Below are 13,669 nucleotides of genomic sequence, written 5' to 3'. Positions count from 1 at the left end.
CCGTACCTGCACAAGAAGGCACGCCGCCAGGCTACGCGGCAGAAACCGTGCGCGAGGGCGGTTCGGCGAGGTGGCTCCGGACACCGATGTCGCGGCCAGTCGCGCGGCTACTCGTCGGTACTCGAGCGGACTCGGTGGGACTGAAAGGGCGCGTACGACGGCTGTCGTATAGAGTTGTCGACATCGGCCTTCTCGGCCACCCCAATCTAAGTGTTAATCCAAGTAACAGTTACTTGCGGTTACAGTTACTTGGATTAACAGATAATACTTCGTGCATCGATCCGACGCGCCCCACGCCGCACGGCGACATCGCGCGTGCATCTGTGCGACAGTATTCGCAAACACTTTCGAGAAAGGCCGGTAGTCGATGCCACCCCGTGGGCGCGCCGTGAACGATTCGTTGACTCCCGAGAATCTGACGACGCTGGCTGCGGCGCTCGCCGAGGGCCGTCGGGCCACCGTCTATCTCCGTGAACCGAACCCGAGCCTCGGTCTGCCCGACGGGACCTCGGCGAAAGTCGTGTCGATCGACGGCAACACGGTGACGATCAGCCCGAAGGGCGTCAACGACGAATTGCCCTACGAGGCAGAGGAACTGCGGATCACCCGCAATCCCGCGACCCCACCGGCACCGGCGAAACGACCGGCCGCCAAGCGAATCCCGGCATCGGCATCGGCACCGGCTCGAGAACCCGCATCGGCCCCCACCCCGAAGCGACCGGCCGCAGCCACTGCACAGACGGCTTCGACTGCATCCGCTCCTACCGCGTCGACGGGATCGGAGGTGCCTACGCCCGGTCCGACTCCGCGTCGACAGAAGAAAGCACCGGGCGGAATCAGCGTCACCATTCATGCCGGGGCCGACAACGATTGGTCGGTCACGGTCACTCAGGGCGCGAAGCGGCCCACCAAGGCGCAATCGGTGAGCCCGGAGTCGGTGAGCCGCGCTGTTCGAGAGTTGGGCGATCCCATCGCACGCGACGCGGTCGAGGCCGTCATCTCCCACGCGCGCGAGGAGGCTGCTCGTCGCGTTGCAGAACTGAGCCGCCAATTGGAGGAGGCGCGCACGACGCTTGCCGCCCTCGAGCAGGACGTATGAGCGACTCGCTCGTGTTCGTACACCTCTTGTTGCTAGGGTTCTGCCGACAACGCTGAGAGGGAGTACATGTTCAAGAAATTCATGCTCGTCGTCGTGGGGGCGGCTGCAATCGTAGCCAGCGTCGGCGTGGGGACCGCATCCGCGGCCACTCCAGCAGCTCTCGGCGGCGGCTCGGGAATCATCGTCGGAGGCCAGGCCGAGTGCACGCTGACGACGATCGGAAACGACCGCAACGGAAACCTGGTCGGCTTCACCGCCGGTCACTGTGGCCAAGCGGGTGCCTCCATCGTCCCCGAGTACGACACCTCCCTCGGTGAGGTCGGGCGCATCGTATTCTCCAACCCGGAGTACGACTACGCCCTCATCCAATTCCAGCGTGACAAGGTCGCACCGATCAACCGCGTCGGCAACGTGACCATCTCTCAGGTCGGCCCGCCGACGGCGTTCCCGAACATCGTCTGCAAGGAAGGCCGTACCACCGGCAACACCTGCGGCCTCGCGTACGGCGACATCCTGCAGTCGCAGGAGACCTGGGCTCAGCTGTGCGTCGTCGAAGGTGACTCGGGCAGCCCGGTCGTCGTCGGCAACACCCTCGTCGGCATGGTCAACGCCTACCTCGGCGTCGCGTGCTTCGGCCCCGAGGTCGGCACCAACTTCGACGCGATCCTTCGCAACGTCGACCAGGGCAACGGACTCGGCGCAGGATTCGTTCCGGCACCCTAGATCTCTCGGTTATCGGCCGAAGGCCCCGTTCGCGCAATCACACTGCGCGAACGGGGCCTTCGTCGTTCGCGGGGGCCGTGCTGCTCTCAGCGGGCGCGAGCGGACGAATCGGCCGACCGAACGTCCGCGACGATGCGTTCCGCGTCGTCCGGCGCGATTCCCAGCAACACCAAGCTCGACGTCGTTGCCGCTCCCGCCGGGTCACCGAGCAACCCGGCGTTGGTGGCGTCGAGGATCGACAGCGCAATGGCCTCGATATTGAGGATCAGAACCTCTGCGGCGAGGTAGGACGAGAACACACCCTCGCGCTGTCCTCGACGGATGACTGCGGCAGCCGCGTCGCGCATCGGAGTCAGTAGATCGTGAATGCTGTTGTGTCCCAGATCGGATCGCGCGACCGCGAGCAGTAGCCGGTACTGATCTCCGACGCGCGCCAGAGCCAGCGTCTGTCGAACGAACACCGTCACCGCCGATTCGTCTGCTGCAGGAATTCGAGTGAGCGCAGCCGAAATCCGCTCGGCTGCCTCCAGGGCGATACCGTCGATCAGAGCTTCGCGAGAGGCGAAGTGGGCGTAGACGGTTCGCCGGACCACTCCGGCAGCGGCGGCGACGTCGTTGATGGTTGCATCAGGATTGTCTGCCAGGACCCCTTGTGCGACATGCAGAATTCGTGCTCGGTTGGACCTGGCGTCACGCCGTTGCACGGGCGGCGCTGCCGCGTCCCGTGCAGTCGATCCCGACTCCGTCGTCTTACGCACAGGACAAGATCTAGCACGATCGCGGGCGCAGAGTGTGGTTGCCGCCACAAAAGATTGCCGATCCTAGCCGAAGCTTCCTAAGCTGCACAGCACTGTGCAAGGTGTGTCTCGCACTTTGCCAACGGGGGGGAACACACGATGACACTGCTTGCGATGACGCCTGTCCAAGATATGCACAAACCGTACCCGCGACGCTGGTCGGCGTTGGTGGTGTTGTGCCTGAGCCTGCTGATCGTGGTCATGGCCAACACGTCGCTGTTGGTCGCCGCACCGTCGATGACACTCGATCTGAGTCTGACGAGCAGCGACCTGCAGTGGGTGATCGACGGCTACACCGTCCCCTACGCGTCGTTGATGCTGCTGTGCGGCGTCATCGGTGATCGCTACAGCCGCCGCGGCGCGCTGATTCTCGGCCTGATCATCTTCGTTGCCGGTTCGGTGGCCGGGGCGCTCACCGATGCAACCCTTGGAGTCATCCTCGCCCGCATCGTCATGGGTGTCGCGGCTGCGATCGTCATGCCCGCGACACTGTCGCTGCTGGTCGCGACGTTCCCCAAGCGTGAGCGCGCCACTGCCGTCACCGTGTGGGCGGCCACCTCCGGGCTCGCGATCGCGGCCGGGCCATTGCTCGCCGGCTGGCTGCTCGAGAGCTTCACCTGGCACTCGACGTTCCTGATCAACGTTCCGATTGCGTTGGCCGCCATCGTCGGAGCTGTCGTGCTGGTCCCGCCGTCACGAGCCGTCGCGCCGGGGGCGATCGACTGGATCGGTGGACTGCTGTCGGTGCTGGCCGTGTCGACGATCGTGTACGCCATCATCGAGGGGATGCACTTCGGCTGGACGGTCGGGCCGCTGTACTTCGCGCTGGTCGGGCTGCTGTCGGTCCTGGGTTTCGTGGGATGGGAACTGCGCCATCCCAATCCGCTGCTCGACGTCCGAATGTTCTCCTCCCGCATCCTCAGCGGCGCCGCCCTTGCGGTGCTCGTCTTCTTCCTCGTCACGTTCGGCGCGATCTACTTCGTCGCCCAGTACCTTCAGTTCGCTCTCGGCTACGGCCCGGTGTCCACCGGTGTGCACCTGTTGCCTCTGGCAGGGGCGGTCTTCGTCGGATCGGGAATCACGATGTGGCTCACGCCGAAACTGGGACCGCGTATCACCGTCACCGCAGGCATGATCGTGGGAACGCTGTCGGTCGTCTCGCTCATCGGAATCGACTCGGCGGCAACGTACTTTGACTTTCTGCCGGTGCTGACGCTGCTGGGTCTCGCGATCGGTCTTTCCGTCTCGCCCTGCACCGACGCCATCATGGGCGAGTTTCCGGACAGCAAACTCGGGGTGGGCGGCGGTCTCAACGACACCGCACTCGAACTCGGCGGATCGCTCGGTATCGCCGTGCTGGGGTCGGTGCTCGCCGCGTCCTACCGTCAGGGAATCGAGAGCTTTCTGCAGACCTTCCCCGGTAAGCAGCCGAACGGCCAGTACACCGGGCAGGCAGCGGAAGGGCTTGCTGCGTCTCAGGATTCGCTCGCAGGTGCGGTGATCGTCTCCGACATCATCCGCGACCAGAACTCCTTCCTCGGTGGGTTCGCCGACAATCTCGAAGCGAATGCTGTCGCGGCGTTCGGGGACGCGGTGGTGCACACGAGTGTGGTTGCTGCCGTGGTGTTCGGCGTCGGCACCGTGATCGTGGCGCTGCTGATCCCGTCGAAAACGGTGGCTTCGACGTCGTCGGAGAAGATCGCGTTCGAGCCGATCGTGCCCTTCGTCGCACCGCAGGCCAAGAATGCTGCAGCAGATCGTGAGGTCGCCGAGCTCGAGCAGCTGTTGGAGCGGCCGTCGGCACCAAAGCCCGACAAGGCCGGTTCGAAGCACACATTGCGGACCGTGGCCGAGCCGGCTCTGGTGGACGTCGAACTGGAGCGCCCCAGCATCTATCAGCTGGCTTCGAAGGTGTACGAGCTCGATGCGTCCGGCACCGGTGCGGCCGCGGTGGCCGGCAAGTCCGGCGATCGGGTGACGATCCATCAGCTCGCGCTGTCGAATCTGGCGCGGACCAGGCGCGTCGAGGCCGAGGAAGCTCTCGATGCTGCGCTCGAACTCAGCGATCTTCCAGTTGCGCCAGCACCGAAGCCTGCCGAACCCACCGCGCCGCTGCAGACCTTCTACCAGCGGGCCAGCACGCAACACGCGAACTGCACGGCATTCAAGGAGCGCTCGAGCTCCATGTGGGCAATGCCGCTGTAGCTCCGCCCTGACCCGGCTCACCAACCCTCCCCGCTCGCGTGAATGGACCATTGCACCGCCGAGACGTCTGCAGGGTGACATTCACGCGCACGGTGTTCTTGCGTGAATGGACCGCTGCACCGCCGAGACGTATGCAGTGGTCCATTGACGCGGCAGGGGGTGGGGCGGGCAGCAGGGGGTGGTGCTAGATCAGCACCGCACCGTTCGATGCCGAACCGACCAGCTTGGAGTACTTGGCCAACACTCCGCGGGTGTAGCGCGGCGGCAGTGGGGCCCAGCCCTGCGCGCGGGAGTCCAGTTCGGCTGTGTCGACGAGCAGGTCGAGGGTGCCCTTGCCGACGTCGAGTCGGATCTGGTCACCATCGCGGACGAAGGCGATCGGTCCGCCGTCGACTGCCTCGGGTGCCACGTGCCCGACGCATAAGCCGGTGGTGCCGCCGGAGAATCGGCCGTCGGTGAGCAGCAGGACGTCTTTGCCGAGTCCCGCGCCCTTGATGGCACCGGTGATCGCGAGCATCTCGCGCATCCCCGGCCCGCCCTTGGGGCCTTCGTAGCGGATGACCACGACGTCCCCGGCTGCGATGGTGCCGTCTTCGAGAGCGTCCATGGCTGCGCGCTCACGCTCGAAAACCCGTGCCGTGCCGACGAACACGTCGGAGTCGAAGCCTGCGGACTTGACCACCGCTCCGCCCGGGGCGAGTGAGCCTTCGAGGATGGTGATGCCGCCTGTCGGATGGATCGGCTTGTCGAGTGCGCGCAGCACCTTGCCGTCGGGGTCCGGCGGTGCGATGTGAGCGAGGTTCTGTGCGACGGTCTTTCCGGTCACCGTCATGCAGTCGCCGTGCATCAGGCCGGCGTCGAGCAGGGCCTTCATGACCACCGGCACTCCGCCGATCGCGTCGACGTCGGTCATGACGTGCTTGCCGAAGGGCTTGACGTCGGCCAGGTGCGGCACCTTAGCGCCGACGCGGGTGAAGTCGGCGAGGGTCAGGTCCACCTGTGCCTCGTGGGCGATGGCGAGCAGGTGCAGCACGGCGTTGGTCGAACCACCGAAGGCCATGACGACGGCGATGGCGTTCTCGAATGCTTCCTTGGTGAGGATGTCGCTGGTGCGGATGCCGCGTCGCAAGAGATCGACGACGGCCTCGCCACTGGCGTGTGCGAATCCATCGCGGCGACGATCGGGAGCGGGAGGAGATGCGCTGCCGGGCAACGACATTCCCATGGCCTCTGCTGCGCTGGCCATCGTGTTGGCGGTGTACATTCCGCCGCAGGCACCCTCGCCTGGGCAGATGGCGCGTTCGATGGTGTCGACGTCGGCCCGGGACATCAATCCGCGCGAACACGCACCGACGGCCTCGAAGGCGTCGATGATCGTCACCTGATGCTCGCTGCCGTCGGACAGGGTCGCGAAGCCGGGCAGGGTGGAGCCGGCGTAGAGGAAGACGCTCGCCAGATCCAGACGCGCTGCGGCCATGAGCATTCCGGGCAGCGACTTGTCGCAACCGGCGAGCAGGACGGAACCGTCGAGACGTTCTGCGCTGACGACGGTCTCGACGCTGTCCGCGATCACCTCACGTGAGACCAACGAGAAGTGCATGCCCTCGTGACCCATGGAGATGCCGTCGGACACCGAAATCGTGCCGAATTCCAGCGGGTAACCGCCGGCAGCGTGGACGCCCTTCTTGACGGCTTTCGCCAGCCGTTCGAGCGAGAGATTGCACGGGGTGATCTCGTTCCACGACGACGCAACGCCGATCTGGGACTTGCTCCAGTCGTCGTCGCCCATTCCGACGGCGCGCAGCATGCCACGGGCGGCGGTCTTCTCCAGCCCGTCTGTGACGTCGCGACTGCGTGGCTTGACGTCGACGTCTGCGGTGATCTGCTCTTCTGGGGGATTCTGCGGGGTCGTCATGACGCTCCTGAGCGGTCGGCGGATGTGGATCCTCGGTCGCGTCCTGGAGGTTCCGCTCCTGAGGTCGCATTCACCGTCAACACTAAACCCGTGGATTCGGCGCATCGCCACTGCGGTTGACCCTCGGCCGGGTTTCTACACCACAAGTGCCCTCCTTGCAGTGACCATCGGCCCTGTCCCACAGCGCCGACGCGGGCCGACAGTGGAGGACACAGTCACCGCCCCGCGGTGGGAGGTCGAGGAGAGACGATGAACGATCAGCCGGATTCGGCCGTGACGGAGATGTTGGTGGAGCTCGCCTGCCGCGCTCCGTCGGTGCACAACAGTCAGCCGTGGCGGTGGGTTCACTCCGAACACGGACTCGATCTGTACACCGACCGATCCCGACTGCTCGGCGCGATAGATCCCACCGAGCGGCAGATGGTGCTCAGCTGTGGGGCAGCGCTGGACCATCTGTGTACGGCAGCCGCGGCCTTTCGATGGACCACCGACGTCGACCTGATGCCGACGCCCGGTGCGCCGGACCATCTCGCGCGCGTCCGACTGTCCCACGACGCGCACCCTCGATCACACGAGTTCGACCTGCTGGCTGCGATCAACCGCCGCCACTCGGATCGTCGGGCGTTCGGCCCGGTGCCCGACAACCGGATTCCGGCCCGGTACGTCGGGCGGATCGACGCAGGCGACGACATTCGAGTCACGTTCCTGTCGGACGAATCCAAGGAGACGCTGGCCGCGGCATCGAAGCTGAGCGCGAGCGTTCGCAAGTACGACTCGACGTATCAGGCCGAGATCAGGTGGTGGGCCGGACACTCGTTCCGATCGGGAGGAATTCCGCCCGAGGCCCTCACCGATCGCGCGGAGTCCTCGAGGGTGCAGGTGGGCCGTGAATTCCCCGAACCGCACCGAGCGGGCAGGACGGAAACACGAGAGCCGGCGACCGACGAGTCCACGGTGGTGCTGCTCGGTACCGCGTCGGACGAGCGTCTGGACTGGTTGCAGTGCGGGCGCGCAATGTCCGCCTTCCTGCTGGCCGCAACCGCCGACGGGCTGGCGACCTGCCCACTGACTCACTTGACCGAGCAGTCCGGTAGTCGCCGCCTGGTCGAGTCGTTGGCCCCGGGACAGGGTGTGCCGCAGGTGCTGATTCGGATCGGTGCGCCTGCCGTCGGCTCGCCTCTCGCCCCGACTCCGCGTAGAGCGGTGTCGTCGGTGCTGTCGGTGGCCGCCCGAAGTACGGCACGGGGATCGCGCAGAACGACGCCGCGCTGATCGGGGACCAGGAACCGGAACTGGGGACCAAATGCTCTGTGGCGCGGCTGTAGTCGAGTTGTCCAATGGGACGCGAGCATCCGACAACGGATGACCGTCGACGGGCCCGACCGTGTGGCTCGTCTCAGACCGAGGACAGGAGATGACCGTGGTTCTCGCACATCATCAGAACATCGTTGTGGGCGTTGATGGTTCGCCGAGCAGCGTCGGCGCCGCACTCTGGGCGGCAACCCTGGCCGAGCGGTTGACTTCTCCGCTGCACATCGCCGGGGCGGTACAGCATCCAACGTTCTACTTGGGCGAGTCCGCATCGGTCGTTCCCGCCGACATCTGGGACGAGCAGCGTCGGGCGGCCGAACGCATCGTCACCGACGTCGCTACGGCAGTACTGGCGCGGCATCCGCACATCGCGGTGACCACCTCGGTCGCGGAGGTGCCTGCATGCGACATGATGGTCGAGCTCTCTCGCACCGCGCGCATGCTGGTCGTCGGTAATGCCGGTTCAGGGCCCATCGTGTCTGCGTTGTTCGGGAGCACGGCACAGAAGACCGCGACCTCGGCGTGGTGTCCGGTGATCGTGTGGCGGGAAGGAATCGACACCGTCGACGCACCGATTCTCGTCGGTATCGACGGCAGTGCGACGAGTGAGGCGGCGGTCGAGCACGCGTTCGAGCTGGCCTCGCTCCTCGCGGTGCCGATGATCGCCGCACATGCCTGGAGCTCGTTGTCCCAGGGTGCTGCTCTGTCCCTGCCCGGATCGCCGGACGATGCCGAGATCGAGCGCGAGCAGCAGTTGTTGCTGTCCGAGTGCCTCGCCGGGTGGAGCGAAAAATATCCGGACGTCACCGTTGAACACGTTGTGCAGCTGGGTAACCCGGCACACCTACTGATAGAGCAATCCAAACGGGCCGGCATCGTGGTGGTCGGCAGCCACGGGCGAGGTGTGGTGGCCAGTGCACTGTTCGGGTCGACCAGTAGCAACCTCACCCGGCGCGCGCACTGCCCGGTGATGATCTGCAGGGACCGATGACCAACCGGACGGTTCCGAATCGTGTGCGCCACAGCGAAGAACGTCGACGCATCCTCGACGCGAGCACCGCCGGCCGACTCGCACGTAACGCGCCGATGGCTCGGTCGATCGGCCACGACCACTTCGGCCCGACCGTCGACGTCGTGCCCTGCATCTGGATCGGGAGTCGGGTGTACTTCTACGCAGCGGGGCGGTCGCAGTTGGGGCGCAGCATGCTCGACTCGTCGGTCGTGCTGGAATTCGACGCCGAGGATTCCGTTCGCGGAACAGTCTCCACCGTCGTCGTCCACGGTATCGCGCGTGCCGTTCCGGGCGAGAGAAGCGAGGCTATCGAACAGGCTCTGCCGCAGCCGCATTCGGACGAACCACCGATGCACCGACTGGTCGAGGTGACCCCGACGTCGGTCTCGGGCGTCGAACTGACATGCCCTCGCCGCAACACTCACCCGGAATCGAACGCCGCACGACGGAAGGCCACGACGATGACCGACAACGAGACAGCGCAGGCACCGATGACGACAGTGCTGGCGTCCGATTCCATCACGGTCGACATCCCGACGGCTCGGGGGCCGAGAGTCTTTCCGGTGACCACCGCCTCGATCGGGGCAGTGGTTCATGCCGTGATGATCGCGGAGTACGGACCGATCGGCGGGGTCTCACCGGACGGGCACACCCTCGGAACGGCAGTGCGCTCTCGATGGCCGAATGCGCGAGTGTTCGAGCGGCGCAGCACCGGTGAGCGCGGGGCAGATCCCCGAGGTTACGACACTTTCTATGTCGAACTCGATGCGAGTGGTCGTCGCACCGACGCCGATCTCGACGAGGTGTCGGCCCTCTTCCGTTGAGCTTGCCGTTCATGACCTGCAGTTTCATGACCTTGTGCCCTGGTGCGCTCTTCGTCCGCTGCGACACACTCGAAGGACGCACGATTCTGGAGAGTGGGTGGTTGCGGTGTTCGGATTCGAGGTCGCTCGCTGGTGGCACCTGGCACCGTGGAGTACCAATCCCCTGATGCGAGGCCGTGATCGAACCTCCGCCCTCGTTTTTGCGTGTGGGCTGGCGGTGATTCTGGGACTCGTCCCGTTCTCCGCGCTGCTCGGATCGCTCACCTACGCCGATCTCGATGCCGCGTCGGCCCGAACGCGGGCCACCACTGAGCAGGTCGATGCCCTGGTGACGAGTGAACCGACGTTGCGATCGGAAGAGAGTGCAGTCTTGGATCCGACCGAGCACTACGCAACGGTCGCTTGGGAGTGGCCACCGGGACAGCGGCACAGCGACGAGGTTCGAGTTCCGGACGAAGCCGAACAGGGGGCAACAGTTCCGGTGCGAGTCGATTCCGAGGGCAGGCGGGTTGCGGAACCGCCGTCCTCCACCTCGAATGCTGTCGTGGGAATCAGTGCAGCCGTTGGGTTCTGGGTGGCCTGCACGGTCGTTGTTCTCGTCGCGCTCCAGGCGACGAGGTATTTCGGTTGGCGTGCGCGGATGCGTCAGTGGGACCGCGACTGGCTGAAGTTCGAGTCCGAACGTGGTCGAACCAAGGGAGACTCGACATGAGGGACCTCGGCCACCTCGATGATGGACCAAGTGCTCTGCAGGTGGACGCGGCTGCAGATCTACGGTCGATTCGATTCGGCTGCACGGACAGTCGACCACGAGACGAGGAAGAATCATGAGCAATTCCACCGACCGCATGCTTCCCATCCTGGTGGGCATCGACGGCTCGAGCGAGGCCGATGCCGCGGCGCTATGGGCGGCGGCCTATGCGGCGAAGGTGCGCGCACCCGTGCGTCTGGTTCATGCAGTCCCCGAGGGGGATTGGTACGGATCGGCGGCGTTCGTCGACGGCGGTGCGCTGGAAAGGGACCTGCGCGCGATCGGTCGCAAGCATCTCGCTCGCGCCGAGGCAGCGATTCATCACGCAGCACCCGAGGTGTCCGTCGAGACCGTCACAGCCGATGGGACCATCGCCTCGTACGTGGCGGATGCCGGCGCAGAACTGGTGGTGCTGGGATCGAGGAAGTCGAGCGCACTGCGAGACCTGACTCTCGGCAGCAACACGCTACGAGTCGTGACGCATGCCCAGTGCCCGGTGCTGCTCATGCGTACCGCCGTCGACAGTGCCGACCCTGCCCGCCCGATCGTGGTGGGGGTCGACGGAAGTGAGCAGTCGGATCGGGCGCTCGGGGCCGCACTCGAGATCGCGCACACTCTCGGCTCGCCGGTGGTCGCCGTGAACTACTGGGGATTCGACCCTCAGGCAGGTCTGGGAACAGGATTCGAGGATGTCGATTGGGTGAGTATTCGGGCTCACGAACAGCATTGGCTCGACACGCATGTGGAGACCGTGCACGAGAAGTACCCGGATGTGGCGCTGAGTACTGTGAGCTCGCAGTCGAGCCCGACGCGAGGCCTGCGTGCGATGTCCGCGTCGGCATCGATGATCGTGGTCGGCTGCCGAGGCCGGGGTGCGTTCCTCGGAACGATTCTGGGATCGGTCAGTCAGAACCTCGTCCACCACGCCGACTGCTCGGTACTCATCGTGCGATGACTCAGTGCGGTGACCCAGTGCGATGAGCGCTCAGTCCTGGTCCTTGCTCCGCGGTGCCATCGGCGGTGAGCCGATATCGCAGTGCGGTGGGCAGTTCGACGCGTCCTGGCCGGTTCCGCGAATCAGTACTGCGGCAATGACGGAACCGATCACCAGCAGTCCGGCGCACAGCAGCATCGCGGTGTGGAATCCGTCCGAGAACACCTCCGGCGCGGAGTAATCGGAGCCTGCGATACCGGCGAGCGCCGGTAGGGCAGCCACGGCGAGCAGCTGACTGGTGCGGGCCACCGCGTTGTTGACGCCCGACGCGATTCCGGCGCGATCGGTGGACACCGCACCCAACACGGCTCCGGTCAGCGGGGCCACCAGAGCGGACAGACCGAGCCCGAAGACGAGAACCGCAGGCAGAACGTCTGTGACATAGGTGGATCCGGGCCCGATGCGCAACATCAGCAACAGGCCGAGCGCCGACAGCAGTGGCCCGACGGTCATCGGAACACGAGGTCCGATGCGTCCGGCGATTCTCCCCGCGCGGGCGGACAGGGCGAGCATGAGAGCGGTGATCGGCAGCGTGGCCACCCCGGCCGCGATGGGTGAGTAGCCCACGGCGAACTGCAACTGCAACACCAGCAGGAAGAACACTCCGCCCAGGGCCGCGTACACGGCGAACGTCACGAGGTTGGCCGCCAAGAACACTCGCGACGCGAACAGCGATGGCGGTACCAGAGGCTCGTGCGAGCGCCGCTCGATCACGACGAACAGTGCGACGGCCGCGATACCGAGAACCAGCGGCAGAACGTGGGACTCGATGAGGCCGTACGTGAGCAGACCGAGTGCGGCGGCCACCGTCACCGCGCCCGGTACGTCGAGTCGGCCGGATGCGTGCGGATCCCGGCTCTCCGGAACATGTTTCGCCGCCACCCACACGACCACGACTGCGAGCGGGACGTTGATCAGAAACACCGATCGCCACCCGACGGCGTCGACCAGCCATCCCCCGAGCAGTGGACCGATCGCCGACGCGACGCCGCCCAGCCCCGACCACAGACCGATTGCAGCCCCTCGATCCTCGGCCTTGATCGACGCCGAGATCAACGCGAGAGACCCTGGTGTCAGCAACGCCGCGCCGATGCCCTGAAGAAGTCTCGCCGCGATCAGCACCTCGATACTCGGAGCCAGTCCGCACAGCACCGAGGCGGCCGCGAACCAGACCGTGCCCCAGACGAACACCCGTCTGCGCCCCAGCCGGTCGCCGAGGGATCCGCCCAGCAGAATGAGCGACGCCAGCGTCAAGGTGTAGCCGCTCACCGTCCACTGCAGGCCGGTGACGCCGGAACCGAGATCGCGACCGATTGCGGGGAGCGCGATGTTGACCACGGTGGCATCGAGCATCGCCAGAGCCGAGCCGAGCACCGTGGCTGCGACGATCCACCGTCCCCGCGCGCTCGACAGCGAGATGTCGGTAGTGGTCACAACTGTTCGACGCACACGACGAAGTTGCGCGACTCCTTCTCGAATCCGTAGAGCGCCGGATCGGGGCAGTCGTCGACGGACGAGGTGCCCTCGAGGATGGTCACGACGCGGCGGGTGTCGGCACCGGGAGTGGCGCAGTCGACCCGCTGAGCGAATTCACCGACGAGGTCCATGCATCCGCCGACCTGCCAGTCGATGTCCAGACACAGGGCTCCCTGTTCGATGTCGAAGTAGGTCTCGTAGTAGTACTGATCGGCGTCCTCGGGGCACTCGGCCGAGGTCGGCGTCTTGGCGAAGACAACGTAGTTGGACTGCGCAGATCCGCAGGTCGCGTTGGCGATGGCCGCCTCGTCGACGGTACCGCCCAGGGTGACGCACTCACCTACCTCCACATCGATGTCGACACTGCCGCCGTCGTCGATGTCGGTGGGCGGTGCGGTGGTGGGAGGACTGGTGGTCGTGGTGGCCGGAATGGTCGCGCCGGAGATCGCGACCGCGGTGCCGGACACCTCCGACGCGCACCCGCCGAGCAGCAGGGCTGCGCACCCGAACAGCGCGAGAACGAGAGCGCGGACCGAACGACTGGATGACGCCATGGTGAGTC

Annotated in this window: 12 protein-coding genes; 8 read left to right on the top strand and 4 right to left on the bottom strand. The window is 65.8% G+C overall.

The genetic code is table 11. The features are described from left to right. Window positions 1–367: 367 nt before the first annotated feature. A complete protein-coding gene (locus tag AABD04_RS23565) occupies window positions 368–1,099 on the top strand; it encodes a DUF6319 family protein (RefSeq protein WP_341442704.1) in 732 nt (243 codons plus the stop codon). Between the two features lie 66 nt (window positions 1,100–1,165). Continuing rightward, a complete protein-coding gene (locus AABD04_RS23560; protein ID WP_243609277.1) occupies window positions 1,166–1,822 on the top strand; it encodes a S1 family peptidase in 657 nt (218 codons plus the stop codon). An 86-nt stretch (window positions 1,823–1,908) separates the two neighbouring features. Here the strand turns inward: AABD04_RS23560 and AABD04_RS23555 are convergent, their stop codons facing one another. Continuing rightward, window positions 1,909–2,580 (bottom strand): TetR/AcrR family transcriptional regulator, encoded by a 672-nt coding sequence (locus AABD04_RS23555; RefSeq protein ID WP_335741842.1) that lies wholly within the window; start codon window positions 2,578–2,580, stop codon window positions 1,909–1,911. A 138-nt stretch (window positions 2,581–2,718) separates the two neighbouring features. Here AABD04_RS23555 and AABD04_RS23550 point away from each other — a divergent pair, with 138 nt between their 5' ends. Continuing rightward, window positions 2,719–4,824, top strand: a complete 2,106-nt coding sequence (locus tag AABD04_RS23550) for an MFS transporter (RefSeq protein ID WP_423228184.1) — start codon at window positions 2,719–2,721, stop codon at window positions 4,822–4,824. 184 nt (window positions 4,825–5,008) lie between these two features. Here AABD04_RS23550 and ilvD read toward each other — a convergent pair whose 3' ends face one another. Beyond that, a complete protein-coding gene (gene ilvD, locus AABD04_RS23545; protein ID WP_341442702.1) occupies window positions 5,009–6,739 on the bottom strand; it encodes a dihydroxy-acid dehydratase in 1,731 nt (576 codons plus the stop codon). Between the two features lie 249 nt (window positions 6,740–6,988). Here ilvD and AABD04_RS23540 point away from each other — a divergent pair, with 249 nt between their 5' ends. The 5 genes from AABD04_RS23540 to AABD04_RS23520 all read left to right on the top strand — a co-directional run bounded on the left by AABD04_RS23540 (window position 6,989) and on the right by AABD04_RS23520 (window position 11,592). Further along, a complete protein-coding gene (locus tag AABD04_RS23540; protein WP_341442701.1) occupies window positions 6,989–8,011 on the top strand; it encodes an Acg family FMN-binding oxidoreductase in 1,023 nt (340 codons plus the stop codon). A 142-nt stretch (window positions 8,012–8,153) separates the two neighbouring features. Continuing rightward, the gene (locus AABD04_RS23535; protein WP_341442700.1) at window positions 8,154–9,041 is read left to right on the top strand and encodes a universal stress protein; all 888 of its coding nucleotides are present in this window, start codon (window positions 8,154–8,156) and stop codon (window positions 9,039–9,041) included. Next, window positions 9,038–9,886 carry a hypothetical protein gene (locus AABD04_RS23530; protein ID WP_341442699.1) on the top strand — a complete coding sequence of 283 codons (849 nt, stop codon included), beginning with the start codon at window positions 9,038–9,040 and terminating at the stop codon, window positions 9,884–9,886. Before AABD04_RS23535 ends, AABD04_RS23530 begins: the two co-directional genes overlap by 4 nt. A 97-nt stretch (window positions 9,887–9,983) precedes the next feature. Further along, window positions 9,984–10,598 carry an Rv1733c family protein gene (locus tag AABD04_RS23525; RefSeq protein WP_341442698.1) on the top strand — a complete coding sequence of 205 codons (615 nt, stop codon included), beginning with the start codon at window positions 9,984–9,986 and terminating at the stop codon, window positions 10,596–10,598. Window positions 10,599–10,713: 115 nt separating this feature from the next. After that, window positions 10,714–11,592 carry a universal stress protein gene (locus tag AABD04_RS23520; RefSeq protein WP_341442697.1) on the top strand — a complete coding sequence of 293 codons (879 nt, stop codon included), beginning with the start codon at window positions 10,714–10,716 and terminating at the stop codon, window positions 11,590–11,592. A gap of 30 nt (window positions 11,593–11,622) precedes the next feature. Here the strand turns inward: AABD04_RS23520 and AABD04_RS23515 are convergent, their stop codons facing one another. Both AABD04_RS23515 and lppU read right to left on the bottom strand, forming a co-directional pair. Further along, on the bottom strand, window positions 11,623–13,065 hold the full coding sequence (locus AABD04_RS23515; RefSeq protein WP_341442696.1) for an MFS transporter: 1,443 nt from the start codon (window positions 13,063–13,065) through the stop codon (window positions 11,623–11,625). Next, window positions 13,062–13,661 (bottom strand): LppU family putative lipoprotein, encoded by a 600-nt coding sequence (gene lppU, locus AABD04_RS23510; protein ID WP_341442695.1) that lies wholly within the window; start codon window positions 13,659–13,661, stop codon window positions 13,062–13,064. Before lppU ends, AABD04_RS23515 begins: the two co-directional genes overlap by 4 nt. Window positions 13,662–13,669 lie beyond the last annotated feature (8 nt).

Source organism: Rhodococcoides navarretei (genome assembly GCF_038069675.1).
Taxonomy (GTDB): Bacteria; Actinomycetota; Actinomycetes; order Mycobacteriales; family Mycobacteriaceae; genus Rhodococcoides; species Rhodococcoides navarretei.
This window is presented reverse-complemented; position numbering and strand designations above follow the sequence as displayed.

Bases quoted from the DNA above. Each gene is read 5' to 3' on its own strand.
- AABD04_RS23565 (WP_341442704.1), top strand. From the start codon at position 368: ATGCCACCCCGTGGGCGCGCCGTGAACGATTCGTTGACTCCCGAGAAT.
- AABD04_RS23560 (WP_243609277.1), top strand. From the start codon at position 1,166: ATGTTCAAGAAATTCATGCTCGTCGTCGTGGGGGCGGCTGCAATCGTA.
- AABD04_RS23550 (WP_423228184.1), top strand. From the start codon at position 2,719: ATGACACTGCTTGCGATGACGCCTGTCCAAGATATGCACAAACCGTAC.
- ilvD (WP_341442702.1), bottom strand. From the start codon at position 6,739: ATGACGACCCCGCAGAATCCCCCAGAAGAGCAGATCACCGCAGACGTC.
- AABD04_RS23540 (WP_341442701.1), top strand. From the start codon at position 6,989: ATGAACGATCAGCCGGATTCGGCCGTGACGGAGATGTTGGTGGAGCTC.
- AABD04_RS23535 (WP_341442700.1), top strand. From the start codon at position 8,154: ATGACCGTGGTTCTCGCACATCATCAGAACATCGTTGTGGGCGTTGAT.
- AABD04_RS23530 (WP_341442699.1), top strand. From the start codon at position 9,038: ATGACCAACCGGACGGTTCCGAATCGTGTGCGCCACAGCGAAGAACGT.
- AABD04_RS23520 (WP_341442697.1), top strand. From the start codon at position 10,714: ATGAGCAATTCCACCGACCGCATGCTTCCCATCCTGGTGGGCATCGAC.
- lppU (WP_341442695.1), bottom strand. From the start codon at position 13,661: ATGGCGTCATCCAGTCGTTCGGTCCGCGCTCTCGTTCTCGCGCTGTTC.